The sequence below is a fragment of the Mycobacterium sp. PTI7 genome (genome assembly GCF_056679845.1).
Window position 1 is genome coordinate 1,056,159 of record NZ_CM155252.1, and the last position, 25,656, is coordinate 1,081,814.

Annotated in this window: 23 protein-coding genes and 1 pseudogene; 16 read left to right on the forward strand and 8 right to left on the reverse strand. The window is 71.0% G+C overall.

Annotation, left to right across the window (positions count from 1 at the left end):
* Positions 1–16: 16 nt before the first annotated feature.
* Both AC1MEY_RS05125 and mnmA read left to right on the forward strand, forming a co-directional pair.
* A complete protein-coding gene (locus tag AC1MEY_RS05125; protein ID WP_480229636.1) occupies positions 17–1,204 on the forward strand; it encodes a cysteine desulfurase family protein in 1,188 nt (395 codons plus the stop codon).
* Positions 1,204–2,302: pseudogene (gene mnmA, locus AC1MEY_RS05130) on the forward strand (tRNA 2-thiouridine(34) synthase MnmA); the annotation flags it as partial. The gene AC1MEY_RS05125 and the pseudogene mnmA, both read left to right, overlap by 1 nt.
* On the opposite strand, the gene AC1MEY_RS05135 reads toward mnmA, so the two are convergent.
* Positions 2,291–2,941 carry a sensor domain-containing protein gene (locus tag AC1MEY_RS05135; protein ID WP_480231308.1) on the reverse strand — a complete coding sequence of 217 codons (651 nt, stop codon included), beginning with the start codon at positions 2,939–2,941 and terminating at the stop codon, positions 2,291–2,293. The pseudogene mnmA and the gene AC1MEY_RS05135 sit on opposite strands and share 12 nt — an antisense overlap.
* Before the next feature lie 60 nt (positions 2,942–3,001).
* On the opposite strand from AC1MEY_RS05135, the gene AC1MEY_RS05140 reads away from it, so the two are divergent.
* The 3 genes from AC1MEY_RS05140 to AC1MEY_RS05150 all read left to right on the forward strand — a co-directional run bounded on the left by AC1MEY_RS05140 (position 3,002) and on the right by AC1MEY_RS05150 (position 6,133).
* Positions 3,002–4,012 carry a uroporphyrinogen decarboxylase/cobalamine-independent methonine synthase family protein gene (locus AC1MEY_RS05140; RefSeq protein ID WP_480229637.1) on the forward strand — a complete coding sequence of 337 codons (1,011 nt, stop codon included), beginning with the start codon at positions 3,002–3,004 and terminating at the stop codon, positions 4,010–4,012.
* A gap of 95 nt (positions 4,013–4,107) precedes the next feature.
* Complete coding sequence (locus AC1MEY_RS05145) at positions 4,108–4,935, forward strand: hypothetical protein (protein ID WP_480229638.1); 828 nt, start codon at positions 4,108–4,110, stop codon at positions 4,933–4,935.
* A gap of 46 nt (positions 4,936–4,981) precedes the next feature.
* Positions 4,982–6,133: an NAD(P)/FAD-dependent oxidoreductase gene (locus AC1MEY_RS05150; protein ID WP_480229639.1), complete on the forward strand. Its 1,152-nt coding sequence runs from the start codon at positions 4,982–4,984 to the stop codon at positions 6,131–6,133.
* Positions 6,134–6,139: 6 nt separating this feature from the next.
* Here the strand turns inward: AC1MEY_RS05150 and AC1MEY_RS05155 are convergent, their stop codons facing one another.
* Positions 6,140–7,759: an AMP-binding protein gene (locus tag AC1MEY_RS05155; RefSeq protein WP_480229640.1), complete on the reverse strand. Its 1,620-nt coding sequence runs from the start codon at positions 7,757–7,759 to the stop codon at positions 6,140–6,142.
* Positions 7,756–8,193: an MmcQ/YjbR family DNA-binding protein gene (locus AC1MEY_RS05160; protein ID WP_480229641.1), complete on the reverse strand. Its 438-nt coding sequence runs from the start codon at positions 8,191–8,193 to the stop codon at positions 7,756–7,758. Before AC1MEY_RS05160 ends, AC1MEY_RS05155 begins: the two co-directional genes overlap by 4 nt.
* A 116-nt stretch (positions 8,194–8,309) precedes the next feature.
* Here AC1MEY_RS05160 and ligA point away from each other — a divergent pair, with 116 nt between their 5' ends.
* The gene (ligA, locus tag AC1MEY_RS05165) at positions 8,310–10,427 is read left to right on the forward strand and encodes an NAD-dependent DNA ligase LigA (RefSeq protein ID WP_480229642.1); all 2,118 of its coding nucleotides are present in this window, start codon (positions 8,310–8,312) and stop codon (positions 10,425–10,427) included.
* A 4-nt stretch (positions 10,428–10,431) separates the two neighbouring features.
* Here the strand turns inward: ligA and AC1MEY_RS05170 are convergent, their stop codons facing one another.
* The gene (locus AC1MEY_RS05170; protein ID WP_480229643.1) at positions 10,432–11,091 is read right to left on the reverse strand and encodes an ACT domain-containing protein; all 660 of its coding nucleotides are present in this window, start codon (positions 11,089–11,091) and stop codon (positions 10,432–10,434) included.
* Between the two features lie 80 nt (positions 11,092–11,171).
* Between AC1MEY_RS05170 and gatC the strand changes: the two genes are divergently transcribed.
* The 5 genes from gatC (at position 11,172) to AC1MEY_RS05195 (ending at position 16,991) form a co-directional block, all read left to right on the forward strand.
* Complete coding sequence (gene gatC / locus AC1MEY_RS05175; RefSeq protein ID WP_480229644.1) at positions 11,172–11,471, forward strand: Asp-tRNA(Asn)/Glu-tRNA(Gln) amidotransferase subunit GatC; 300 nt, start codon at positions 11,172–11,174, stop codon at positions 11,469–11,471.
* A complete protein-coding gene (gene gatA, locus AC1MEY_RS05180; protein WP_480229645.1) occupies positions 11,468–12,952 on the forward strand; it encodes an Asp-tRNA(Asn)/Glu-tRNA(Gln) amidotransferase subunit GatA in 1,485 nt (494 codons plus the stop codon). Before gatC ends, gatA begins: the two co-directional genes overlap by 4 nt.
* A gap of 17 nt (positions 12,953–12,969) precedes the next feature.
* Positions 12,970–14,001: an ATP-dependent 6-phosphofructokinase gene (locus AC1MEY_RS05185; protein WP_480229646.1), complete on the forward strand. Its 1,032-nt coding sequence runs from the start codon at positions 12,970–12,972 to the stop codon at positions 13,999–14,001.
* 102 nt (positions 14,002–14,103) lie between these two features.
* Positions 14,104–15,606, forward strand: a complete 1,503-nt coding sequence (gene gatB / locus AC1MEY_RS05190) for an Asp-tRNA(Asn)/Glu-tRNA(Gln) amidotransferase subunit GatB (protein ID WP_480229647.1) — start codon at positions 14,104–14,106, stop codon at positions 15,604–15,606.
* Positions 15,607–15,617: 11 nt separating this feature from the next.
* Positions 15,618–16,991: a sensor histidine kinase gene (locus AC1MEY_RS05195; protein WP_480229648.1), complete on the forward strand. Its 1,374-nt coding sequence runs from the start codon at positions 15,618–15,620 to the stop codon at positions 16,989–16,991.
* Here the strand turns inward: AC1MEY_RS05195 and AC1MEY_RS05200 are convergent.
* Entirely contained in the window at positions 16,988–18,106 is a 1,119-nt protein-coding gene (locus tag AC1MEY_RS05200; protein WP_480229649.1) for a PQQ-dependent sugar dehydrogenase, read from the reverse strand. The genes AC1MEY_RS05195 and AC1MEY_RS05200 overlap by 4 nt on opposite strands.
* 224 nt (positions 18,107–18,330) lie before the next feature.
* Here AC1MEY_RS05200 and AC1MEY_RS05205 point away from each other — a divergent pair, with 224 nt between their 5' ends.
* Positions 18,331–19,173, forward strand: coding sequence for a DoxX family protein (locus AC1MEY_RS05205; protein WP_480229650.1), 843 nt, complete (start codon positions 18,331–18,333; stop codon positions 19,171–19,173).
* Between the two features lie 7 nt (positions 19,174–19,180).
* Here the strand turns inward: AC1MEY_RS05205 and AC1MEY_RS05210 are convergent, their stop codons facing one another.
* Positions 19,181–19,579 (reverse strand): PH domain-containing protein, encoded by a 399-nt coding sequence (locus AC1MEY_RS05210; protein WP_480229651.1) that lies wholly within the window; start codon positions 19,577–19,579, stop codon positions 19,181–19,183.
* A gap of 265 nt (positions 19,580–19,844) precedes the next feature.
* On the opposite strand from AC1MEY_RS05210, the gene AC1MEY_RS05215 reads away from it, so the two are divergent.
* The 4 genes from AC1MEY_RS05215 to idi all read left to right on the forward strand — a co-directional run bounded on the left by AC1MEY_RS05215 (position 19,845) and on the right by idi (position 23,930).
* Positions 19,845–21,719, forward strand: coding sequence for an acetolactate synthase large subunit (locus tag AC1MEY_RS05215; RefSeq protein WP_480229652.1), 1,875 nt, complete (start codon positions 19,845–19,847; stop codon positions 21,717–21,719).
* Positions 21,720–21,721: 2 nt separating this feature from the next.
* Positions 21,722–22,225, forward strand: coding sequence for an acetolactate synthase small subunit (gene ilvN, locus AC1MEY_RS05220; RefSeq protein ID WP_480229653.1), 504 nt, complete (start codon positions 21,722–21,724; stop codon positions 22,223–22,225).
* Positions 22,226–22,271: 46 nt separating this feature from the next.
* A complete protein-coding gene (ilvC, locus tag AC1MEY_RS05225) occupies positions 22,272–23,273 on the forward strand; it encodes a ketol-acid reductoisomerase (protein WP_480231309.1) in 1,002 nt (333 codons plus the stop codon).
* 111 nt (positions 23,274–23,384) lie between these two features.
* Entirely contained in the window at positions 23,385–23,930 is a 546-nt protein-coding gene (gene idi / locus AC1MEY_RS05230; RefSeq protein ID WP_480229654.1) for an isopentenyl-diphosphate Delta-isomerase, read from the forward strand.
* Here idi and AC1MEY_RS05235 read toward each other — a convergent pair.
* Positions 23,927–24,943, reverse strand: a complete 1,017-nt coding sequence (locus tag AC1MEY_RS05235; RefSeq protein ID WP_480229655.1) for a DUF5914 domain-containing protein — start codon at positions 24,941–24,943, stop codon at positions 23,927–23,929. The genes idi and AC1MEY_RS05235 overlap by 4 nt on opposite strands.
* Positions 24,940–25,653, reverse strand: a complete 714-nt coding sequence (locus tag AC1MEY_RS05240; RefSeq protein ID WP_480229656.1) for a class I SAM-dependent methyltransferase — start codon at positions 25,651–25,653, stop codon at positions 24,940–24,942. Before AC1MEY_RS05240 ends, AC1MEY_RS05235 begins: the two co-directional genes overlap by 4 nt.
* Between the last annotated feature and the right edge of the window lie 3 nt (positions 25,654–25,656).

A 25,656-nucleotide genomic window follows, 5' to 3' on the forward strand; every position in this document is an offset into this window, starting at 1 on the left:
GTATCCTGGGTGGGCCATGACCGCCGTCTACCTCGATCACGCCGCCACCACCCCGATGCACCCCGCTGCCATCGAGGCCATGGCGGGCGCCCTGGCGACGGTGGGCAACGCATCGTCGCTGCACACGTCCGGTCGCGCGGCGCGACGCCGGATGGAAGAGGCACGCGAGGCGCTGGCCGGCCTGCTCGGTGCGCGGCCATCGGAGATCGTCTTCACCGCGGGCGGCACGGAGAGCGACAACCTCGCGGTCAAGGGCATCTTCTGGGCCCGCCGCGACGCCGACCCGCGCCGCCGCCGCATCATCACCACCCCCGTCGAGCACCACGCCGTCCTCGACGCCGTGCAGTGGCTCGCCGACCACGAGGACGCCGACGTCACGTGGCTGCCCGTCGGCGCCGACGGTTCGGTGGCGCCCGGCGCGCTGCGGGACGCCCTGCGCGATCGCGACGACGTGGCGCTGGTGTCGGTCATGTGGGCCAACAACGAGGTCGGCACCGTGATGCCGATCGCAGAACTCGCCGCCGTCGCGGCCGAGTTCGACGTGCCGATGCACAGCGACGCCGTACAGGCCGTGGGTCAGATCCCCGTCGACTTCGCCGCGAGCGGCCTGTCGGCCATGAGCATCGCCGCACACAAGTTCGGCGGTCCGATGGCCGTCGGCGCGCTCCTGCTGCGCCGCGACACCGCGTGCGTGCCGCTGCTGCACGGAGGCGGTCAGGAACGCGACGTGCGGTCGGGCACCCCCGACGTCGCCGGCGCCATCTCCATGGCCGCGGCCGCCAAGGTCGCCGTGGAAGGACTCGACGCCTACCGTGCCCGCGTGTCGGCGCTGCGCGACGCGTTGATCGACGGAGTGCTCGCCGCCATCGACGACGTGGTCGTCAACGGTGCGGTCGGGGACGACCGGCTGCCCGGCAACACGCACTTCACCTTCCGCGGTTGCGAGGGCGACTCGCTGCTGATGCTGTTGGACGCGAAGGGAATCGAGTGTTCGACGGGCTCGGCGTGCACCGCGGGCGTCGCGCAACCGTCGCACGTCCTCACCGCGATGGGCGCCGACCCGGCCAGCGCGCGGGGCTCGCTGCGACTGTCGCTGGGACACACCAGTGTCGAGTCCGACGTGGCCGCCGCCCTGGCGGTGCTGCCCGCGGCCGTAGAGCGCGCCCGCCAGGCCGCACTCGCCAGTGCCGGGTACGGCTCCTGATGCGCGTCCTGGTCGCGATGAGCGGCGGCGTGGACTCCTCGGTGGCCGCCGCGCGGATGGTCGACGCCGGCCACGAGGTGGTGGGCGTGCACCTCGCGCTGTCGACCGCCCCCGGCACCCTGCGCACTGGCTCCCGCGGCTGCTGCTCGAAGGAGGACGCCGGCGACGCCCGTCGCGTCGCCGACATCCTCGACATCCCGTTCTACGTGTGGGACTTCGCCGAACGCTTCACCGAGGACGTCATCGACGACTTCGTGGACTCCTACGCCAGGGGCGAGACGCCCAACCCGTGCGTGCGATGCAACGAGAAGATCAAGTTCTCCGCGCTGGCCGCACGCGCGGTCGCGCTCGGCTTCGACGTGCTGGCCACCGGCCACTACGCGCGTCTGTCGGAGGGCCGGCTGCGCCGCGCCGTCGACGCCGACAAGGACCAGTCCTACGTGCTGGGCGTGCTGACGGCCGCTCAGCTCGCGCGGGCGGCGTTCCCGATCGGCGACACCGGCAAGCCCGAGATCCGCGCCGAGGCGGCCCGCCGCGGGCTGGCGGTCGCGGACAAGCCGGACAGCCACGACATCTGCTTCATTCCCTCGGGGGACACCCGGGCCTTCCTCGGCGCCCGGATCGGGGTGCGACGCGGAGCCGTCGTCGACGCCGGCGGCACGGTGCTCGCCGAGCACGACGGGGTGCACGGCTTCACCATCGGTCAGCGCAGGGGCCTCGGCATCGCCGGACCGGGCCCCGACGGGCAGCCGCGCTACGTCACCGCGATCGACGCCGAGACCCAGACCGTGCACGTCGGCGCTGCCGCCGACCTGGAGGTCCGCCGTCTCGACGGGGAGCGGCCGGTCTTCACCTCGGGCCGGCCCCTCGACGGTCCCGTCGAGTGCGAGGTGCAGGTGCGCGCCCACGGCGGCCTGGCACCGGCCGTGGTCGAGGTCCGCGACGGACGGCTGGTGGCCGACCTGCGCACCCCGCTGCGCGGCGTCGCCGCGGGACAGACGATGGTGCTGTACCGGCCCGACCCGGCCGGTGACGAGGTGCTCGCCAGCGCGACGATCGCGGGCGTCGGGCGGTAGCCGTCAGGCGTCACCCGGGGACGTTGGCCACCAGGTTGGACAGCACGATGTCGGGCACCGTCGCCGGATAGCCGCAGAACGTGACCTCCATCAGCACGACCGACTTCAGGCGGTAGTCCCGGCCACAGCCGCCGGTGCGGGTCTGCAACGAGTCCGCCGAGGTGTCCCAGTCGCCCACGTACACCGACCCCGACGGCGTCGCCCCGCATTGGTCCACCTGGCCGGCGAGGCCCTCGAACGCCCGTCTCGCCGTCTCCGGGTCGGCGTAGGCGGCCGCACCCTGCGAGATCAGCGCGCCCTTCGGTGGCTGCTGGTAGGTGGTCTTGTGGAACTCCTCGACGTCCGGGCCGAACGTGTCGGTCTCGACGTAGTACCAACGGCACGGCGGTGGCGCGGTGTCGGCCAGCACGACGATGTCGACCGGTTGCTTGCCGTCCATCGTCGGGATCACCGTCAGATCGTCGCCGCCCCCGGTGATGGCGCGCATCTGCGTCTGTTCCAGCAGGACCGCGTCCACGTCGACCGGCGAGCGGGAGTCGTCGTCGATGCCCGGCACGGACCGTACGGCGCTGCCCGAGACGGTCTGTGCGCACGCGGCGGTGGACACCAGAATCAGTGCCGCGGCCGCTCCGAGCGCACGACGTCGCAGCGCAGCGGGCATGGTTGAGAGTAACGCGTCCGGCCGCCCATCGAATAGTGTTGCCAGCGTGGACGTTTTCGCATGAGCGTGTTCAGCACGGCGACCGGCATCGGCTCCTGGCCCGGGGTGTCCGCACGCGACGCCGCAGGCGTGGTGGTGGGGGAGCTGACCGGGCTCACGCACCTGGTCGAGTTGCCCGCCCGCGGGGTGGGCGCCGACATGATCGGCCGGGCGGCCGCACTGCTGGTCGACCTGCACGTCGACACGGTGCCGCGCGGCTACCGCATCGCGTCGGGCCGCAGTGCCGCCTCGCGGCGCGCGATCAGCCTCCTCGACGAGGACGTCGACGCGCTGGAGGAGGCCTGGGAGCGGGCCGGCCTGCGGGGCAGCGGACGTCCGGTCAAGGTGCAGGCCACCGGCCCCATCACGCTCGCCGCGCAGCTCGAACTCGGCGGCGGCCACCGCGCGCTCACCGATCTCGGTGCGGTGCGCGACATCGCGGCGTCCCTCGCCGAGGGGGTCAAGGTCCATCGCGCGGAGATCGCCCGGCGGCTCGAGACCGACGTCGTGGTGCAGTTCGACGAGCCGACGCTGCCCGCCGCGCTGGCGGGCCGGCTGACCGGCGTCACCAGTCTGTCGTCGGTGCGCGCCATCGACGTGCCGTTCGCCGGGGGCCTGTTCGACGAGTGCATCGAGACCGTCGGTGGCGACGTCGCGCTGCACTGCTGCGCGTCGGACGTGCCGTGGAAGCTGCTGCTGCAGAGTCGCTTTCACGCCGTCTCCTTCGACGCGTCGCGACTGGTCGCCGCTGACCTGGACGGCATCGGCGAGTGGGTCGAGTCGGGCCGCGTCGCGATGCTCGGGGTCGTGCCGACCACCGCACCCGACCGCGTGCCGGCCCCCGAGGAGATCGCCGCGTCCGCCGCGTCGATCACCGACCGGCTCGGCTTCCCGCGCGCGGTGCTGCGCGACCGGATCGGGATCACCCCCGCGTGCGGCCTCGCGGAGGCCACGTCGGAGTGGGCGCGAATGGCCGTCGGTCTGACGCAGAAGGTCGCCGACGGCATCGCCGTCGATCCCGACTCGGCGTGACGTCCACGGGGATGCGGCACGGGTCGACGCGACGGTTGACGCGTGCGAAGATCAGTTCGCCCCATCCGTGTACGCCGCAGACCTGGGGGAGGACCGTGGCTCCGACGACACCCGGCATCGACGCCGTCGCCGGGGTGGCCGCCGTCCTGATGGCGGTCGGCGTCGCGATGGCCGGACCGGGCATCGCAGTCGCCACGGGCGACCCTGGGCCCCGCCACTCCCACTCTCGGGAAGAGCAGCGCGACCGCGACCGCGACGGCCGGGGACCGCGACCCGCCGACCGGGACCGACCCGGCGGTGGTGGACCTCGAGGCGACGCCCCGGCTCCCGCCCCCGGCTCCGCTCCCGACTCGGACCCCGAACTCCTGCTGCCCGAACCGTCGGTGCAGGCCCCGGTGGCCCGCCCCAGCGCGCTCGCCCCGGCTGCCGTCGCGGCGCCGCCCGCCGAACCCTCGGCCGTCGCACCGGCACCCATCGCCACGACGTCGTCCGGTGGCGGTGGCGGTGGCGGCGGTGGTGGTGGTGCAGCGGCCGCGACCACCGCGACGCCCCTGGTCAGCCCGCGCGTGGTGGTCGGCAATGGCCGGACGCCCGGAGCGCGCCCCGCCCGGATCCGCGCCACGGCGCCACCGCCCCCGCCCATCGTCGTGCTGCCCGCGCCGCCCGTCGTCGCACCCACGGCCCTCGCGGTCCCGGTGACCCCGCTGACCGCCACCAAAACCGGTCCGGCCGACCGCCCCGCCGCCCGCCCGGGCGCCGCGGGACTCCTGGTCGCCCCCGCGGGCAGCGGCGGCGGCATCGGCCCACTGTGGGGTCTCGCCGGCCTGGTGCTGGCACCGCTGCTCGGCGTCTATCTCGGGCACCGGCAGGCCCGCGCGAGTGACGCCGCCGCCCAACTCACGTCCTCGCTCGCCGTGCACTGACTCACCGCCGGGTTCCGACTCGTCGCGACCGGGGTATGCCCCGCTCATGACGACCCCCCGCTTGATCGTGATCGGCAGTGGCCCCGCAGGCATCGGCGCCGCCGAGACCTACCGCAAGCACCAGCCGGACGCCCACATCCGCGTCCTCACCGCCGACGACCGCGCACCCTACGAGCGCCCGCCGCTGAGCAAGGAGTTCCTCCGTGGCGAGACCGACGACGTCGAGCTGCATCCGCGCAAGTGGTTCGACGAGCAGTCGATCGAGCTGACCCTGGCATCCCCGGTGTCGGACATCGACACCACCCGACGCGTGGTCACCGCCGGCGGCGAGGAGTACGGCTACGACGCGCTCGTCATCACCTCCGGCGCGAGTCCCACCCCGCTCGACGTGCCGGGCGGGGACGCCGCCCTGCAGCTGCGGTCGCTGTCGGACGCCACCCGGCTGCGCGACTCGGCCGGAGATGCGACGTCGGCCGTGGTGATCGGCGCAGGCTTCATCGGCTGCGAGGCGGCGGCCTCGCTCGCGATGCGGGGCGTGACGGTCACGCTGGTGGCACCCAGTGAGGTGCCGCAGGAGAAGCGACTGGGCGCCGAGGCCGGCCGACGGATCCGGGGCCTCGTCGAGGCGACCGGGGCCACCTACCGCGGCGGCACGGGGGTCGCGTCGATCGACGGCCACACGGTGCGCCTGGAGGACGGCACCGCCATCACCGCGGATCTCATTCTCGCCGCGACGGGGGTGTCGCCCAACAGTGCGGTCGCCGAGAAGGCGGGCATCGCCGTGGAGGACGCGCGGATCGTGGCCGACGCCGACGCGAGCACCAACGTCGACGGCGTGTACGCGGCAGGTGACGTCGCGAAGACCTTCAACGACGGTGCCGGCCGGGCGCTGGTCATCGAGCACTGGCAGGACGCCGCCGACCAGGGCGAGGTCGCCGGCGCCTCCGCCGCCGGCCAACGGGCGCGCTGGTCCACCGTGCCCGGCTTCTGGTCCGACATCGGTGACGCGGCACTGAAGTACCACGCGTGGGGCGACGGCTTCGACGACAGCCGACTGGTCGAGCGCGACGGTGGCTTCACCGTCTGGTATTCCTCGGGCGGCAAGGCCGTCGGCGTGCTCACGTACAACGCCGACGACGACTACGACCGCGGCGAGGAACTCATCGGTGCGGGAGAGCCCGCACCGGCGGACGGCTAGGGGCCGTCACGCCTGGCGCAGATCCTTGCGCAGGATCTTGCCCGCGGCCGACTTCGGGATCGCGTCGATGAAGGCCACCTGGCGCACCTTCTTGTACGGCGCGACGTTCTCGGCGACGAACGCCATGATCGCCTCTGCGGTGAGATCGTCTGCGCCCTCCGAGGATTGGACGACGACGAAGGCCTTGGGGACTTCTTCGCCGGAGTCGGCGTCGCGCACGCCGACCACCGCAGCGTCGGCGATCTGCGGATGCGAGAGCAGCACGGCCTCGAGTTCGGCGGGCGGCACCTGGTAGCCCTTGTACTTGATCAGCTCCTTGAGCCGGTCGACGATGTAGACGCAGCCCGTCGAGTCGACCCGCGCGAGGTCGCCGGTGTGCAGGAACCCGTCGTCGTCGATGGTCTCCCGGGTGGCCGACTCGTTGTTCAGATACCCGGCCATCACGTTCGGGCCCTTGAACCACAGTTCGCCGGTCTCGCTGAGTCCCGATGCGGGAGGGTCGATCTCGGCTCCGGTCTCGCCGTCGACGATCTTGCTGACCGAGTTGGGGACCGTCCACCCGCAGGAACTCAGCGGTGCCACCGAGCCCACCAGTTCGCGGCCGCCGTCGAAGGGCGGGACGTGGCTGACGGGGCTCAGCTCGCTCATGCCGTAGCCCTGGATGACCGCGCACCCCAGCCGGTCGGCGACGTTGCGGCCGAGGTCCTCGTCCAGCGGTGCCGCACCGGACATGATGCCGCGCAGGCTGGACAGGTCGTAGCGCTCGACCAGCGGATGCTTCGCCAGCGCCACCGCGACGGGCGGAGCGATGAACGCGAGGGTGCACCGGCGGTCGGCGATGAGCTGGAGGAACCCCTCGAGGTCGAAGCTGGGCATGATGACCAGCTGGGCCCGCGCGTGCACGGCGGCGTTGAGGAGCACCGTCATGCCGTAGATGTGGAAGAACGGCAACACCGCGAGGATGAGGTCGTCGGCCCGCATCCCCTGCAGGGGCCGGATCTGGGCGACGTTCGCGGTCAGGTTGGCGTGGGTGAGCATGACGCCCTTGGGATTTCCCGTCGTGCCCGAGCTGTACGGCAGGACCGCGAGGTGGGTGCGGGGGTCGAAGTCGACGTCCGGTGCGGGGAGGCCAGGGGCGAGGAGGTCCTCGGCGTTGGGATGGCCGTCCGCGGCGGCGCCGGGACCGTCGAGCACGAACAGGTGGGCCGCGTCGAGGCCCTCTGCCGCGGCGGCCTCGGCGGCCTGGGGGAGCAGCGCGGACACCGTGACGAGGATCGTGGCCTTCGAGTCGGCCAGCTGCTTGGCGATGTCCTTCGCCGTGAACAGCGCGTTGACGGTCGTCGCGGTGGCACCCGATCGCAGGATGCCGTGGAAGGCGATCGCGAACGCGGAACTGTTGGGTGACAGCAGCGCGACCACGTCGCCCACCCCGACGCCGCGGTCGGCCAGGGCGCCCGCGAAGGCGTCGATCTTGGCGACCATGTCGCGATAGGTGGTCTCGGTACCGGTCTTGGCGTCGACGAGTGCGACGCGATCGGCGTCGGCCTCGGCGAGGTCGCCGAACAGGTAGTCGTACAGGTTGCTCGTCGGGATCTGGACCTGGGGGAAGGGGCTGGCGAAACTCATCTCGCCTGTGATCGAACCACGTCGCCGCCGTCGTCGGGTCGCCGTTCGTCGAGTCGGGCGACGAGTTTCCTGGACGCGACCAAGCGGAACGACGCGTCGATCAGCTCGGCCACTTCGTCCCAGTCGATGTCGGCCACGCTGAAGTCCAGCCCGATCCAGCCGTAGGGGCCGAGGTAGGCGGGGTGGAACGTGCGCTCGTCGGCGAGCAGGGCCGGCCGCTCGGCGTCGTCGGTCTTGACCAGCAGGCAGGACGGCACGGACACCATCTCGCCGGTCTCCCTGGTGCTGCCGCCGTAGATCGCGAACATCTTCGGCGCGCAGAACACCGGCCGGCCGTGGGACACCTTCTCGAACGCGTCGGGGAAGTCCAGCGCGATGGCCCGCACCCGCGCGAGATCGGGGTCGTCGTCGCGGAACATCGTCGGATGCGGCACGGGGAGAGTCTAGAACTCGGCACCCCGAGTCAGGATGCCCTTGCCGCCGCCACTCCTGCCATGCTGATCGCCCACGGCAGGGGTTTGACGTCGGTGGCCTCGGTTAGCCTGCCGTGGTGAGCGCAACCGAGGGTGACCCCGTCCCGCCGGACGTCCGCCGCGCCTGGCAGGAACTGGCCGACGAGGTGCGTGGCCACCAGTTCCGCTACTACGTCAAGGACGCGCCGCTCATCTCCGACGGGGAGTTCGACGCGCTGCTCGGTGAACTGACCGCGCTCGAGGAGGCCCACCCCGAACTGCGCGTGCCGGATTCGCCGACCCAACTGGTGGGCGGCGCGGGTTTCGCCACCGAGTTCGGCGCGGCCGACCATCTCGAGCGAATGTTGAGCCTGGACAACGTGTTCGACTCCGACGAGCTGACCGCCTGGGCGGCCCGTCTGACCGGTGAGATCGGCGACGACCCGGAGTTCCTCTGCGAGCTGAAGATCGACGGCGTCGCCCTGGCGCTGGTGTACCGCGACGGCAAGCTCGAGCGGGCTGCCACCCGCGGCGACGGCCGCACGGGCGAGGACGTCACGCTCAACGCCCGCACCATCTCCGACGTCCCCGAGCGGCTCACGCCCAGCGAGGAGTACCCGGTACCCCGCGTCCTCGAGGTCCGCGGCGAGGTCTTCTTCAGGGTCGCCGACTTCGAGGAACTCAACGCCGGCCTGGTGGCCGAGGGCAAGGCGCCGTTCGCCAACCCGCGCAACAGCGCCGCGGGCTCACTGCGACAGAAGAACCCGGCCATCACGGCGCGCCGCAGACTCCACATGATCTGCCACGGTCTCGGGCGCACCGAGGGGTTCACGCCCACCACGCTGCACGACGCCTACCTCGCGCTGAAGGCATGGGGCCTGCCGGTGTCCGACCACACCACGCGCGTCACCGGCATCGCCAAGGCCGCCGAGCGGGTGACCTACTGGGGCGAGCACCGCCACGACGTCGAACACGAGATCGACGGGCTGGTGGTGAAGGTCGACGACGTCACCCTCCAGCGCCGCCTCGGCGCCACCTCGCGCGCCCCGCGGTGGGCGATCGCCTACAAGTACCCGCCCGAGGAGGCCACCACCAAGCTCCTCGACATCAGGGTCAACGTCGGTCGCACCGGCCGGGTCACCCCGTTCGCCTACATGGAGCCGATCAAGGTCGCGGGCTCCACCGTCGGCCTGGCCACCCTGCACAACGCCTCGGAGGTCAAGCGCAAGGGCGTACTGATCGGCGACACCGTGGTGATCCGCAAGGCCGGCGACGTCATCCCCGAGGTCCTCGGTCCCGTGGTCGACGCCCGCGACGGCTCAGAGCGCGAGTTCGTCATGCCCACCGAGTGCCCCGAGTGCGGCACCACGCTGAAACCAGCGAAGGAGGGCGACGCCGACATCCGGTGCCCCAACGCCCGGTCGTGCCCGGCGCAGTTGCGGGAGCGCGTCTTCCACGTCGCGGGCCGTGGGGCGTTCGACATCGAGGGGCTCGGGTACGAGGCGGGCATCGCGCTGCTGCAGGCGGGCGTCATCACCGACGAGGGTGACCTGTTCACCCTCACCGAGGACGACCTGCTGCGCACGCAACTGTTCACCACCCAGAAGGGCGAGCTGTCGGCCAACGGCAAGCGGCTGCTGGCCAACCTCGGCAAGGCCAAGCAGCAGGCGCTGTGGCGGGTGCTCGTCGCGCTGTCGATCCGGCACGTCGGGCCCACCGCGGCCCGCGCGCTCGCAGGCGAATTCGGCAGTCTCGAGGCCATCGAGGAGGCGTCCGAGGCGCGGCTGGCCGGGGTCGAGGGCGTCGGTCCCACCATCGCCGCCGCCGTCGTCGAGTGGTTCACCGTCGACTGGCACTGCGCGATCGTGGCGAAGTGGCGTGCGGCGGGGGTCCGGATGGCCGACGAGCGGGACACGTCCATCGAACGCACGCTGGAAGGGCTCTCGATCGTCGTGACCGGGTCGCTGACCGGCTTCTCGCGCGACGAGGCCAAGGAGGCCATCCTGCTCCGCGGCGGCAAGGCGGCGGGATCGGTGTCGAAGAAGACGGCGTACGTGGTCGCCGGCGACGCGCCGGGATCGAAGTACGACAAGGCGATCGAACTCGGCGTGCCGGTCCTCGACGAGGACGGCTTCCGCACGCTGCTCGCGGAGGGGCCCGCGCCCGTCCCCGAGGAGCCGGCCGAGACCGACCTGGACGCCGACCCGGAGGAGTAGAGCGCTACCGCAGGATCGTCGCGACGATGCCCGCGAGGTAGCCCAGGCGCGCGACCTCGGACGGACGGAACGCCGGTCCGCCCGGGCGGCCCAGCACCACCGCGGTGTGCGGATCGCCCAGCGGCGCCGCGGCGAGCGTCGTGTCCATGTCACGCCACACCTGGGGCAGCCACTCGGCGGTGCCGTCGAGCGCCTCGGCGCGTTCCAGCGGCAGCCAGGGCGCCGACAACGCCTGGGTCTCCGGTGCGCCGCCGCTGCTCGTGACGTGGTGCAGCACCGACCCCTCGAGCCGCAGCACCGTGCACCAGCCCACCCGCAGCACCCGCGGCGCCTCGTCGGCCAGTACCCGGAACTTGGCCGCGGTGGGCCCGGCTCCGGCGATGTGGTCGATCAGCTCGAGTTCGCGGTGCGCCTCGAGCAGCCCGGTGTGCGGGCGCACGCTGTCGACGTAGACGCCGCTGATGCGCTCGGCGGCGGTGATGAGCGTGTCCGGCATGGCCCCGGCGGGCAGTTCGACCACCAGGTCGTCGACCGCATAACCGGCGGCCCGCTCGACGACGTCGAGCGACAGGATGTCCGCGCCGACCGATCCCAGCGCCACCGCGAGCGAACCGAGACGACCGGGTCGGTCCTCGAGTTCCACGCGGAGCAGGTATGACGGCACGCGCACACTGTTTCACGGAGGATGGGAGCGGAGCGACTCGGGAGAGTGGCGCTCGGGGCCGACCACTAGTCTTTTTCAACGTGTCGCAGATATCCCGGGACGACGTCGCCCACCTGGCGCGTCTCGCCCGGCTCTCCCTGACCGACGGCGAACTGGACAGCTTCGCCGGCCAACTCGACGCCATCCTGGCCCACGTCGGCCAGATCCAGGCGGTCGACGTGACCGGGGTGGAGGCGACGGACAACCCGCTGAAGGACCTGAACGTCACCCGGCCGGACACGGTGCTGCCCTCGCTGGCGCAGGACGAGGCCCTGGCCGCGGCCCCGAACGCGGTCGACGGCCGGTTCGCGGTGCCGCGCATCCTGGGGGAGGCGGAATGAGCGACCTGACGCGCCTCGACGCGGCGACGCTCGCCGGCCGGATCGCCGCGGGCGAGCTGTCCTCGGTGGAGGTCACCCAGGCCCATCTCGACCAGATCGCCGGGACCGACGACCGCTACCACGCGTTCCTGCACGTCGGGTCCGACGAGGCGCTGGCCGCCGCCGAGCGCGTCGACGCCGCGGTGGCCGCGGGCGAGACGCTTCCGTCGCCGCTGGCCGGGGTGCCGCTGGCGCTCAAGGACGTGTTCACCACCACCGACATGCCGACGACCTGCGGATCGAAGATCCTCGAGGGCTGGCGCTCGCCGTACGACTCGACGGTGACCACCCGGCTGCGTGCCGCAGGCATTCCGATCCTCGGCAAGACCAACATGGACGAGTTCGCCATGGGCAGCTCGACGGAGAACTCGGCGTACGGACCGACGCGCAACCCGTGGGACGTCGACCGGGTGCCGGGCGGGTCGGGCGGTGGCAGCGCCGCAGCACTCGCCGCGTTCCAGGCCCCCCTGGCGATCGGCTCGGACACCGGCGGCTCGATCCGCCAGCCCGCGGCGCTCACCGCGACGGTCGGGGTGAAGCCCACCTACGGCACGGTGTCGCGCTACGGCCTCATCGCGTGCGCGTCATCGCTCGACCAGGGCGGGCCGTGCGCCCGCACGGTGCTCGATACCGCGCTGCTGCACCAGGTGATCGCCGGTCACGACGCCCGCGACTCGACGTCGCTGGACGTCGCGGTGCCCGACGTCGTCGGCGCTGCGCGGGCGGGCGCCTCCGGCGACCTGACCGGCATCCGGGTGGGTGTGGTCAAGCAGTTGCGCAGTGGCGAGGGCTACCAGCCGGGCGTCCTGGCGTCGTTCACCGCCGCGGTCGACCAGCTGACCGCGCTCGGCGCCGAGGTCGTCGAGGTCGACTGCCCGCACTTCGACTACTCGATGGCGGCCTATTACCTGATCCTGCCGTCGGAGGTGTCGAGCAACCTGGCGCGCTTCGACGCGATGCGATTCGGCCTGCGGGTGGGTGACGACGGCACGCACAGCGCCGAGGAGGTGATGGCGCTGACCCGCGCGGCCGGATTCGGTCCAGAGGTCAAGCGGCGCATCATGATCGGCACGTATGCGCTGTCGGCCGGCTACTACGACGCGTACTACAACCAGGCGCAGAAGGTCCGGACGCTGATCGCCCGGGACCTCGAGGCGGCCTACCAGCAGGCCGACGTGCTGGTGTCGCCGGCGACGCCGACCACGGCGTTCCCGATCGGCGAGAAGGTCGACGACCCGCTCGCGATGTACCTGTTCGACCTCTGCACGCTGCCGCTGAACCTCGCCGGCCACTGCGGGATGTCGGTCCCGTCGGGGCTCTCGGAGGACGACGGTCTACCCGTCGGCCTGCAGATCATGGCCCCGGCGCTGGCCGACGATCGGCTCTACCGCGTGGGTGCCGCCTACGAGGCGGCTCGCGGAACGCTGCCGACGGCGATCTGACGGGGGAGGATGGACGCATGCGGATTGGAGTGCTCACCGGTGGCGGCGACTGTCCCGGACTGAATGCGGTGATCCGGGCGGTGGTCCGGACCAGCAACGTCAGGTACGGGTCGACCGTCGTCGGCTTCCTCGACGGCTGGCGGGGTCTGCTCGAGGACCGCCGCATCCAGCTGGCCAACGACGACCGCAACGACCGGTTGCTCGGCAAGGGCGGCACCATCCTGGGCACCGCCCGGGTGAACCCCGACAAGCTGCGGGCCGGGCTCGACCAGATCAAGCAGACGCTCGAGGACAACGGGATCGACGTGCTGATCCCCATCGGTGGCGAGGGCACGCTGACCGCGGCGCACTGGCTGTCGGAGGAGAACGTGCCGGTGGTCGGCGTCCCGAAGACCATCGACAACGACATCGACTGCACCGACGTCACGTTCGGCCACGACACCGCACTGCAGGTGGCCAGCGAGGCGATCGACCGCCTGCACAGCACCGCGGAATCGCATCAGCGGGTGATGCTCGTCGAGGTGATGGGCCGCCACGCCGGCTGGATCGCACTCAACGCGGGCTTGGCCTCCGGTGCCCACATGACGCTGATCCCAGAGCAGCCCTTCGACGTCGAAGAGGTCTGTCGCCTGGTCAAGCAGCGGTTCGTCCGCGGCGACTCGCACTTCATCTGCGTGGTCGCCGAGGGCGCCCGGCCCGCCGAGGGCTCGATGATGCTGCGCGACGGCGGAATCGACGAGTTCGGGCACGTCCGGTTCACCGGTGTAGCCCACCAGCTCGGCGTCGAGATCGAGAAGCGGATCAAGAAGGAAGTGCGCACCACCGTGCTCGGACACGTCCAGCGCGGCGGCACGCCCACCGCCTACGACCGGGTGCTCGCGACCCGCTTCGGCGTCAACGCCGCCGACGCCGCGCACGCCGGTGAGTACGGGACCATGGTGGCGCTGCGCGGCCAGGACATCGGCCGGGTGGCACTCGCCGACGCGGTCCGTCAGCTGAAGCTGGTGCCGCAGAGCCGCTACGACGACGCCGCGGAGTTCTTCGGCTAGGTTTTCTGCGCGAGCAGACGCGAAGTCCCCTCAACGCGGTCGATTGAGGGGAGTTCACGTCTGGTCGCGGGGGATCGTGACCCGATCACTAGGATCGAGGGCATGACTGTCGCCTCCGCCGAGCTCCTCGACTACGACGACGTCGTCGCCCGGTACGACCCCGTGATGGGCATGGAGGTTCACGTCGAACTGTCGACGGCGACCAAGATGTTCTGCGGCTGCGCCAACCGGTTCGGCGCCGAACCCAACACCCAGGTGTGCCCCACCTGCCTCGGCCTGCCCGGCTCGCTGCCGGTGCTCAACCAGGCCGCGGTCGAGTCGGCCATCCGCATCGGGCTGGCGCTGAACTGCGACATCGCCCCGTGGGGCCGGTTCGCGCGGAAGAACTACTTCTACCCCGACCAGCCGAAGAACTACCAGATCAGCCAGTACGACGAGCCGATCGCCATCGACGGCTACCTCGACGTACCGCTGGAGGACGGCACCACCTGGCGCGTGGAGATCGAGCGCGCGCACATGGAGGAGGACACCGGCAAGCTGACGCACCTCGGCAGCGACACCGGTCGCATCGAGGGCGCGACGACGTCGCTGCTGGACTTCAACCGGGCCGGCGTGCCGCTGGTCGAGATCGTCACCCGCCCCATCGAGGGCACCGGCGAGCGGGCCCCCGAGATCGCCCGCGCCTACGTCACGGCGCTGCGAGACCTGTTGCGCGGCTTGGGCGTATCCGACGTCCGCATGGATCAGGGTTCGATGCGCTGCGACTCGAACCTGTCGCTGCGGCTCAAGGGCGAGACCGAGTTCGGCACGCGCACCGAGACCAAGAACGTCAACTCGCTGCGCAGCGTCGAGGTCGCCGTCCGCTACGAGATGCGCCGTCAGGCGGCGATCCTCGACGCCGGCGGCCGGATCACCCAGGAGACGCGGCACTTCAACGAGGCCGGCTACACCACCGCCGGCCGCAGCAAGGAGACCGCGCAGGACTACCGGTACTTCCCCGAACCCGACCTCGAACCGGTCGCGCCGGAGGCCGACCTCGTCGAACGTCTGCGGGGCACGATCCCCGAGCTGCCGTGGTTGATCCGCAACCGGATCCAGCAGGATTGGGGCATCTCCGACGAGGTGATGCGCGACCTGGTCAACGCCGGTGCCGTCGAACTGGTGACCGCGACCGTCGCCCACGGCGCCTCGAGCGAGAACGCCCGCGCCTGGTGGGGCAACTTCCTGGTGCAGAAGGCGAACGAGGCCGGCGTCGAACTCGACGCGCTGCCCATCACGCCGGCTCAGGTGGCGGCGGTGATCGCGCTCGTGGAGGGCGGCACGCTGTCCAAGAAGCTGGCCCGCCAGGTGATCGAGGGCGTGCTCGCAGGCGAGGGTGAGCCCGACCAGGTCGTGGCGGACCGCGGCCTCGCCGTCGAGCGCGACGACTCGGTGATCAAGGCCGCCGTCGACGAGGCACTGGCGGCCAACCCGGACGTCGCCGACAAGATCCGCGGCGGCAAGGTGCAGGCCGCGGGCGCCATCGTCGGCGCGGTGATGAAGGCCACCCGGGGCCAGGCCGATGCCGCGCAGGTGCGCGACATGGTCATCGCGGCCTGCAGCTAGGACGGATGCGCGTGTCCCTGCGACCGCAGGACCTCGTCTACCGCCTGCTTCAGCAACCCCTGCGGCTGCTGTCGCTGCGGTCGATCGTCATCGTCGGCCAGGTGGGCGTCATCATCCTGGTGCTGGTGCTCGGCGTCTGGGTCTGGACCGGCGTCACCAACGACCAGAACAGCCAGCTGGACCGGCGGCTGGACTCGCTGAGCAGCCTCGGTGACGTCAACACGCTGATCCGCAGCGCCCAGCAGGACAGCCCCGGCGACGAGTCGGCCGAGGACGGCTTCTTCCGCACCGCCCGGATCGGACCCACCACGGTGTCGATCCCGCCGGACGTCGTCCTGCCCGAACTCGCGCCGGGCTACGCCACCACGACGATCGACGGCGTCGAGTACCGGGTGCGGACCATCTCCACCGGAATCGCCTCGATTGCGATCGGGGCGTCGACCGCCGCCACGCAGGCGAGAATCGACGCCCTGCACTGGCGGGTGTTCTGGATCTGTTCGAGCGTGATCCTCGGCACCCTGCTCGTCGGCTGGGTGATCTCGCTGATCATGGTCAACCCGTTCCGCATGCTCGCCCAGCAGGCCCGCGCCATCAACGCGCAGTCCAACCCGGACGAGGTGCAGGTGCGCGGCGTCTGGGAGGCGGTCGAGATCTCCGAGGCCGTCGAGGGGATGCTGGCGCGCATCGGTGAGGAGCAGCAGCGCACCCGGGAGGCGCTGGAGTCGGCCCGCGACTTCGCGGCCGTCGCGTCCCACGAACTGCGCACCCCGCTGACGGCGATGCGCACCAACCTCGAGGTGTTGTCCACCCTCGACCTCGGGCCCGAGCAGCGCACCGAGGTGATCGACGACGTCATGCGCACCCAGGGCCGCATCGAGGCGATGCTCACCGCATTGGAGCGGCTGGCGCAGGGCGAGCTGACCACCGCCGACGACTTCGTCCCCGTCGACGTCACCGAGCTGCTGGACCGGGCCGCGCACGACGCGATGCGCAACTACCCGGGTCTGGACGTGTCGCTGGCGTCGTCGACGACGGTGCTGATGCTGGGCCTGCCCGCGGGACTGCGCCTGGTCATCGACAACGCGATCGCCAACGCGGTCAAGCACGGCGACGCGACGCAGGTCCGGCTCAGCGTGCTGAGTTCCGCCTCCGGCGTCGAGATCACCGTCGACGACGACGGTTCCGGCGTGCCCGAGGAGGAGCGGACCGAGGTGTTCGGCCGGTTCCACCGCGGCACGACGGCGTCTCGGTCGGGATCGGGTCTGGGACTGGCGCTGGTGGCGCAGCAGGCCGAATTGCACGGCGGCACCGCGGTATTGGAGGTCAGCCCGATGGGTGGCACCCGGCTGATGTTGCGACTGCCGGGTTCGGGGCCTGCGGCCTAGGTCTTCTCGTCGCTGCTGCGCGGGAAGCCGCCCTGCGGGAACAGCGGGAAGACGACGTCGTCGAGCTTCTCGGCGTCGCCGGAGGTCTTGTTGACCGTGGCGCCCCACACGTTGCCGTCGGGGGACATCTGCAGCGCCCACACGTGGCCGCGGGTGTCCTGGCGCAACACCTCGGGCTCACCGGTCACCGCACCGGTGTCGGGCGCCATCCGCACGGCGACGGTCTGCTTGGTGTTCACGAGGTTCACCAGCACGGTGCCGTCCTGGGCGGCGCAGCCCGCGACGCCCGGCCGGGCCGGCCAGGACCAGACCGTCGACACCGTGGAGTCCTTGGTGATCCGCTGCAGCCGGTCGGCGTCGGCCGCCCGGTCGGTGACGTACATCGAGCCGTCGGCGGGGTCGGTGCACAGTCCGCCGGCACCACCGATGCCGCTGAGCGCGGTGGTCGGCGGCGCGGGGTTGACGGTGGTGGGCTGCTCGAGGCGCAGCAGCTTCCCGGCCAGTGACGCCGGATCGGACGACGCCGCGGGATTGCCCGCATCGCCGGTCAGCACCATCAGCGTGGTGGGGCTCGCGAACTTCAGCGCGCCGGCGTTGTTCGTCGGCCCCTTCGGGATGCCGGTGAGGATGGGCTTGGGGACGTCGCCGTCGGCGATGCGGATCACCCGGTTGTCGGTCGGGGTGCTGACGTAGGCGTACATCAGCCGGTCCTGCGGGTAGGTGGGGGACAGCACGATGTCGAGCAGCCCGCCGTCGCCCGTCGGGTCGACGGGGAGCACGACCTTGACCTTCGGCTCGGCGTTGACGGCCACTTCCTTGACGGCGCCCGTGAGGCGTTCGGCCACCAGCGCGGACTTGCTGTCCGAGCCCATGATCAGACCGCTGGTGCTCTCCAGGCAGCCCTGCATGACGCCGGGCGCCGGGCACTCCTTCGGGAAGGGCTGGGCCGGCAGCGGCGGTGGCGGGGGCGGCGGCGTGCTCGCGCCCGGCTCGAACTGCGGCTCGGTGGTGAAGGGTTCGGACTGCGCGGAGTCGAAGCGCGCGCACCCCGGAACGATCAGCAACGCGCCGCACAGCAGCACCAGCACACCCCGCATCGGCCGGCGCAGTCTCATGCGAGCCAGGTTACGGATCGCGGCGCGGTCCGCGCCACGTCGGGGGCGAGCGGAGCGACGGGAAGGGGGTTTGCAGGGGCGAGCGGAGCGACGGGGAGTGGGTTTGCAGGGGCGAGCGGAGCGACGGGGAGGGACGATCCGGCATGTCACGGGTCTGCAACGAGGCCCCGGTGAACACGCGCCAATCCACGGCTGGCGGGTGACTTGCACTTACCCTGTGATTCGTGACCAGTACCTCACAGGACCCGCGCGCCTGGCAACGGCCCGAAGACCGCGATGGCTCCACCGCCGCGCGGCCGGCGTCGGCGCGCCTGGTCGACCCCGAGGACGACGTTCCCTCCCATACCTACACCGGCGAGGCCGCCACGACGGCGATCCCGCGCTACGACGCGCAGCCCGCGCCGCAGCCCGCCTACGGCCTGCTGGGCGATCCCGAGCCCCTGCCGTACGTGCAGCCCAACGGGCGGAACTCCGCGCATCCGGCCGAGCCCGCCGAGGTGGGCACCGACCCGCTGACCGACGACCGGGTGCGGGCGGCCGGCAAGCGCGGCACCCAGGACCTCGGGCTGATGCTGCTGCGGGTCGGGCTGGGCGCGCTGCTCATCGCCCACGGCCTGCAGAAGGCGTTCGGGCTGTGGGGCGGGACCGGCCTCGACGGGTTCCAGCAGTCGCTCGCCGACCTCGGCTACCAGCACGCCGGCATCCTGACCTACGTCGCCGCGGGCGGCCAGATCGCCGCGGGCGTGCTGCTGGTGCTGGGGCTGTTCACGCCGCTGGCGGCCGCCGCCGCGGTGGCCTACCTGGTGAACGCGCTGCTCGCGGCCGTCGTCGCGCAGCCGGAGTCCGGGTGGTTTCCCTTCTTCCTCCCCGACGGGCACGAGTACCAGGTCACGCTGCTCGTGCTCGCTGCGGCGCTGTGCCTCACCGGCCCGGGGCGCTACGGCTTCGACGCCGGCCGCGGCTGGGCGCGCAGGCCGTTCATCGGTTCGCTGGCAGCGCTGCTGCTGGGCATCGGCGCCGGCGTCGCGATCTGGGCGCTGCTCAACGGCATCAACCCGCTGGCCTGACCGGTCCCTACGCGTAGGGGTTGGGGACGCGGCCGCCGCTGACCTCGGTCAGTTCGGGCAACGTCGCGAACGTGACGGCGGGAAGCCGGAACTCGGTGCCGTCGTGCAGCCGGGCCAGCGCCCAGGACTTGCGGTCGAACCGCAGGCCGTCGATCTCCGTCCACGCCACCGTGCGCGAGGAGAAGTACCCGCGGGCCGTCACCGTCTCGGCGTCGGCAGTGGTCCGGTAGCGGAAGATCGCGATCGACGCGATCAGCGGGATGATCAGCGTCGGGGTGAACCACCGGGGTTCGGCGAGGACCAGCGACATCTGGGCGAGGGTGAGGAACCCGACGCCCACCATCGCCATCGGCGAGATGCGGATGACGGTCGGCGTGTCGGTGGGCTCGGTCGACCGCGATTTCATGCGTCCATCCTCCCACTGGGCCGCGCCGGCACCGTCGCGCGCTCGCACGATGGCGAATTTGACCTGCCACCTGTGCGAGGACTACCGTCGCGTGCATGCAAGACATCGGCTTTCTCGTAGTAATTGGTTCGCGCGTTGGTGCGTAACCAGGCTGAGTGACAGTCGGGCTCTACGAAATACCGACGCGCACCCTCGTACAGCGGAAGCTGACGGGGGTTTTTTGTTGCCCCAGAACATGAGTAGTCAACGGAGTGAAGAGGACACCGTGAGCGCACCAACCACGCGGCCGCCGGCATCGCAACCCGCGAGCAACCCCACAGCGGCCGTCGTCGAGACCGAGAAGAGGGCCGACTCCACGTCGTCGGCGCCGCTGCCGACAACGCTTGGGCCGGAACGGATGACCGGCGCGCAAGCCGTCATCCGCTCGCTCGAGGAACTCGACGTCGACGTGATCTTCGGCATCCCTGGCGGTGCCGTGCTGCCGGTCTACGACCCGCTGTTCGACTCGGTCAAGCTCCGGCACGTGCTGGTCCGCCACGAGCAGGGCGCCGGCCACGCGGCGAGCGGCTACGCCCACGCCAACGGCAAGGTCGGCGTGATGATGGCCACGTCCGGTCCGGGCGCGACCAACCTGGTCACCCCGCTGGCCGACGCGCAGATGGACTCGATCCCCGTGGTCGCGATCACCGGGCAGGTCGGCCGTGGGCTGATCGGCACCGACGCGTTCCAGGAAGCCGACATCTCGGGCATCACGATGCCGATCACCAAGCACAACTTCCTCGTCCGCGAGGGCGACGACATCGCCCGCGTGCTCGCCGAGGCGTTCCACATCGCGAGGTCGGGCCGCCCCGGCGCCGTGCTCGTCGACATCCCCAAGGACATCCTGCAGGGAGAGTGCACGTTCGACTGGCCGCCGGTGATGGACCTGCCCGGCTACAAGCCGAACACCAAGCCGCACAGCCGTCAGATCCGCGAGGCCGCCAAGCTCATCGCGGCCGCCCGCAAGCCGGTGCTGTACGTGGGAGGCGGTGTCATCCGCGGCGAGGCCAGCGAGCAGCTGCTGGAACTGGCCGAGCTGACCGGCATCCCGGTCGTCACCACGCTGATGGCCCGCGGCGCGTTCCCCGACAGCCACGCCCAGAACCTCGGCATGCCCGGCATGCACGGCACCGTCGCCGCTGTGGGCGCCCTGCAGAAGAGCGATCTGCTCATCGCGCTCGGCACCCGTTTCGACGACCGGGTCACCGGTCAGCTGTCGTCCTTCGCGCCCGAGGCCAAGGTCATCCACGCCGACATCGACCCCGCGGAGATCGGCAAGAACCGCAACGCCGACGTGCCGATCGTGGGTGACGTGAAGAACGTCATCAACGATCTGCTGGGGGCGTTGCGCAAGGACGGCGTCGACAGTCAGACGCTCGACATGGCCGAGTGGTGGACGTACCTGAACGGCGTCCGGGACACCTACCCGTTGAGCTACGACCCGCAGAGCGACGGCAGCCTCAGCCCCGAGTACGTCATCGAGACGCTGAGCCGCATCGCCGGCCCGGAGGCCGTGTACGTCGCGGGCGTCGGCCAGCACCAGATGTGGGCGGCGCAGTTCGTCAAGTACGAGAAGCCGCGCACGTGGCTCAACTCCGGCGGTCTGGGCACCATGGGCTACGCGGTGCCCGCGGCGATGGGCGCGAAGTTCGCCCGCCCCGAGGCCGAGGTGTGGGCGATCGACGGCGACGGCTGCTTCCAGATGACGAATCAGGAACTCGCCACGTGTGCCGTCGAGGGTGCGCCGATCAAGGTCGCGCTGATCAACAACGGCAACCTGGGCATGGTCCGCCAGTGGCAGACGCTGTTCTACAAGGAGCGCTACAGCCAGACCAACCTCTCGACGCACAGCCACCGCATCCCGGACTTCGTGAAGCTCGCCGAGGCGCTGGGCTGCGTCGGATTGCGGTGCGAGCGTGCCGAAGACGTGGAGGACGTGATCAACCAGGCGCGGGCGATCAACGACCGCCCGGTGGTGATCGACTTCATCGTCGGTGCCGACGCGCAGGTGTGGCCGATGGTCGCGGCGGGCACGGGCAACGACGAGATCATGGCGGCGCGGGACATCCGCCCGCTGTTCGACAACGTGGATCAGGTGTAGTGATGACGACCATTCACACGCTCTCGGTCCTCGTCGAGGACAAGCCCGGTGTGCTGGCCCGCGTCTCGTCGCTGTTCTCGCGGCGCGGGTTCAACATCCAGTCGCTCGCCGTCGGGGCCACCGAGCAGAAGCACCTGTCGCGCATGACGATCGTCGTCGCGGTCGAGGACTTTCCGCTCGAGCAGATCACCAAGCAGCTCAACAAGCTCGTCAACGTGATCAAGATCGTCGAGCAGGACGAGGACAACTCGGTGTCGCGGGAACTGGCGCTGATCAAGGTGCGTGCCGACGCCGCGACGCGCGGACAGATCATCGAGACGGTGAACCTGTTCCGCGCCAAGGTCGTCGACGTCTCCGCGGAGTCACTGGTGGTCGAGGCCACCGGGACGCCGGGGAAGCTGCAGGCGCTGCTGAACCTGCTGGAGCCGTACGGCATCCGCGAGATCGCCCAGTCCGGCATGGTGACGCTGGCCCGCGGCCCGCGCGGCATGGTCACCTCGAAGTAACCCCAGACCCAGAGAAGAGAGAAGGAAAGAACAAGTGGCAGTTGAGATGTACTACGACGACGATGCGGACCTGTCGATCATCCAGGGACGCAAGGTCGGCGTGATCGGCTATGGCAGCCAGGGACACGCGCACTCGTTGAGCCTGCGCGACTCCGGTGTCGACGTGAAGGTGGGCCTGCGCGAGGGCAGCAAGAGCCGCGAGAAGGTGACCGAGCAGGGCCTCGCCGTCGACACCCCCGAAGAGGTCGCCAAGTGGGCCGACGTCATCATGCTGCTCGCCCCCGACACGGCGCAGGCGGAGATCTTCACCAAGGAGATCGAGCCGCACCTGGAGGACGGCAACGCGTTGTTCTTCGGCCACGGCCTGAACATCCACTTCGACCTGATCAAGCCGGCCGCCAACGTGACCGTCGGCATGGTCGCGCCGAAGGGGCCCGGGCACCTGGTGCGCCGGCAGTTCGTCGACGGCAAGGGCGTTCCCGCCCTGATCGCCGTCGACCAGGACCCCAAGGGTGAGGGCGAGGCGCTCGCGCTGTCCTACGCCAAGGGCATCGGCGGCACCCGTGCGGGCGTCATCAAGACGACGTTCAAGGAAGAGACCGAGACCGACCTGTTCGGTGAGCAGGCCGTGTTGTGCGGTGGCACCGAGGAACTGGTGAAGGCCGGCTTCGAGATCATGGTCGAGGCGGGTTACGCCCCCGAGATGGCCTACTTCGAGGTGCTGCACGAACTGAAGCTGATCGTCGACCTGATGTACGAGGGCGGCATCGCCCGGATGAACTACTCGGTGTCCGACACCGCGGAGTTCGGCGGCTACATCTCCGGTCCCCGCGTCATCGACGCCGACACCAAGGACCGGATGCGCGCCATCCTCAAGGACATTCAGGACGGCACCTTCGTCAAGCGCCTCGTCGCCAACGTCGAGGGCGGCAACAAGGAACTCGAGGATCTGCGCAAGCAGAACGCCGAGCACCCGATCGAGGTCACGGGCAAGAAGCTGCGCGACCTGATGAGCTGGGTCGACCGGCCGATCACCGAGACGGCGTAGTCACACGTTCGACGTCGGCGCGTTCGGGAGCGGTCACCGCTGCCGGACGCGCCGAACTCGTCGTCGAGATGCATGGGGGTAGTGATCATGGGGTATGCGGAGGACGTGTCGATGACAGCTACCCGCGACGAATTGGTGGTTCTGCTCGATGAGTCGGGGCGGTCCATCGGCAGTGCGGACAAGTCGACGGTGCACGACGTGGACACCCCGTTGCACCTCGGATTCTCCTGCTACCTCTTCGACGATCACGGCCGCGTCCTGCTGACCCGTCGCGCGCTGGGCAAGCGCACCTGGCCGGGGGTGTGGACCAACTCGTTCTGCGGTCACCCCGCGCCCGGTGAGGATCCCGCCGATGCCGTTCGCCGTCGCGCGGTCGAGGAACTGGGAGCCGCCGTCGGGGAGCCGGCATGCGTGCTGCCCGACTTCCGCTACCGTGCCGTCGCCGCGGACGGCACGGTAGAGAACGAGATCTGCCCGGTGTTCTGGGCCCGTGTCGAGGGCCCGATAGCGCCGGTCGCCGACGAGACCATGGACTATCGCTGGGTCGACTGGGACGAGTTGACGGCCGCTGCGGCGTTGCCGTGGGCGATCAGTCCCTGGGCGGTGGAACAGATTCCGCTGCTCGTCGCCGCCGGTCTGCCCGCCGCCGTCCGCTAGCGGTCGGACGTCTGGCTGCGCAACGCGTAGACGCGCTCGGCGTAGACCAGGTCGTCCTTCCACAGCCGCGCCGCGGTATGGCGCATCAGCGGCTTGATCAGCGGGGTGGCCCGCAGTGCGTAGGCGAAGCCCGGCCTGTCGGAGTGCGCTATGACCGCCTCGATCACGGCGGTGCGCGGCCGTCCGTCGGGGCCTGCCGACAGAGGAGTCGCGTGGGTCTCCACCACGCTGCCGACGCCCTCGCCCTCGACGATCCGCATGGTGATGGTGCGGGGTTCGGGGCTGGTGAACTCGGCGATCACGGGGATGCCGAGGCGCCCGAGCCGGAATGTCACGGCGACGAGGAAGCGATCGAGCGCGTCGGGGACGTCGTCGTCGACCGGCGGGCTGCTGAGGACGTCGAGCCGGGTGAACGAGTAAGGGTGGAACCAGGATCCGTGCCACGGGTCCATCCGGTTGGCGATCACGTCGGACGGTTCGCAGACGCCGACCAGGTCCGCGACGGCCGACATGTGTGGCAGCTCTGGGCGTTCCGGCAGGATCGGCGCGTCGGTCGGCTCCTCGCCACCGAGGCGGTCCAGACGGACCCACACCAGCACGCCGTCGTCGTGGGCGGGATACGGGCGCCAGCCGTGCTCCCTGCCGCCGGACAGTCGCAGTCCATGCCAGGGGCAGACGAGTGCACCGCAGTCGACGGTGCCCGTCGAGAGGTCCGCGCCCAGGTGCGGACACGCGGCCGGGCCGATGTTCGGCGTTCCGTCCTCGCCGCGCCACGCCACGAGTTCGATGCCGGCGACGTCGGCGCTCAACGGTTTCCGGGTCACCTGCTCGCTGGCGCCGACGACGTACCAGTTGCCGCTGGGGCGGGCCTGCGATCGGCGCAGGGCCGAGCGGATGAGTGCCGGGGACGCCTCGCGGTAGGTGGGCCGCTGACCTGCCCACCGGAGTCGGGGGAGCACCTCGAACGGCGAGGCCTTCGCGGCGCGGGCCTTGAACTCACCGAATGCGCTCATGCCGATGGCGCCTCGGCGAGGAAGGTGTGCACCACGTTCTTCTGCCAGCCGGGCATCGTCTCGCTCCGGACGTTGACGAACCCGGTGTCCTGCAACCGCTTCCGGAACGCCGTGGCTCCGTCGAACTGGTTGACGCTGCGGCGGAGGTAGCGGTACAGCTCCGCGTCGCCGGTGCGGATGCGCCCGAACGGGATGATGATGCCGGTGCTGACGATGTTCCACGTCACGGCGGCGATCTTGTCGTCGCGCACCGAGTACTCGTGGATCGCGAGCGTCGCGCCCGGTCGAAGCAGCCGCAGGAACGCCGCGAGTTGCGCGTCCTTGTCGGCGACGTTGCGGATCAGGTAGGCCGCGAAGATGCCGTCGAAGCGACCGTCGACGCCCGCCTCGGCGAGGTTCTCGATGTAGCTGTGCACGAAGCGCACCGACGACGGCCACGACTTGGCGCGCGCCTCGGTGAGCATGCCCGCCGAGCCGTCGACGCCGATGATCTCGGCCTCCGGCGCGGCGGCGAGCAGCGCGGCGGTCGACAGCCCGGTGCCGCAGCCGGCGTCGAGCAGCCGGAGCCCGCGGCCGCGGTCGGGGATGTTCATCCGCTCGGCGGACAGCCGAAGGTGTTCGTTGTAGCCGGGATTCGCACCGACCAGCCCGTCGTAGGCGCGTGCGCCCGCGTCGAAGGAGGCCGGGACGTCATTCGTCGCTCTACTCACGTG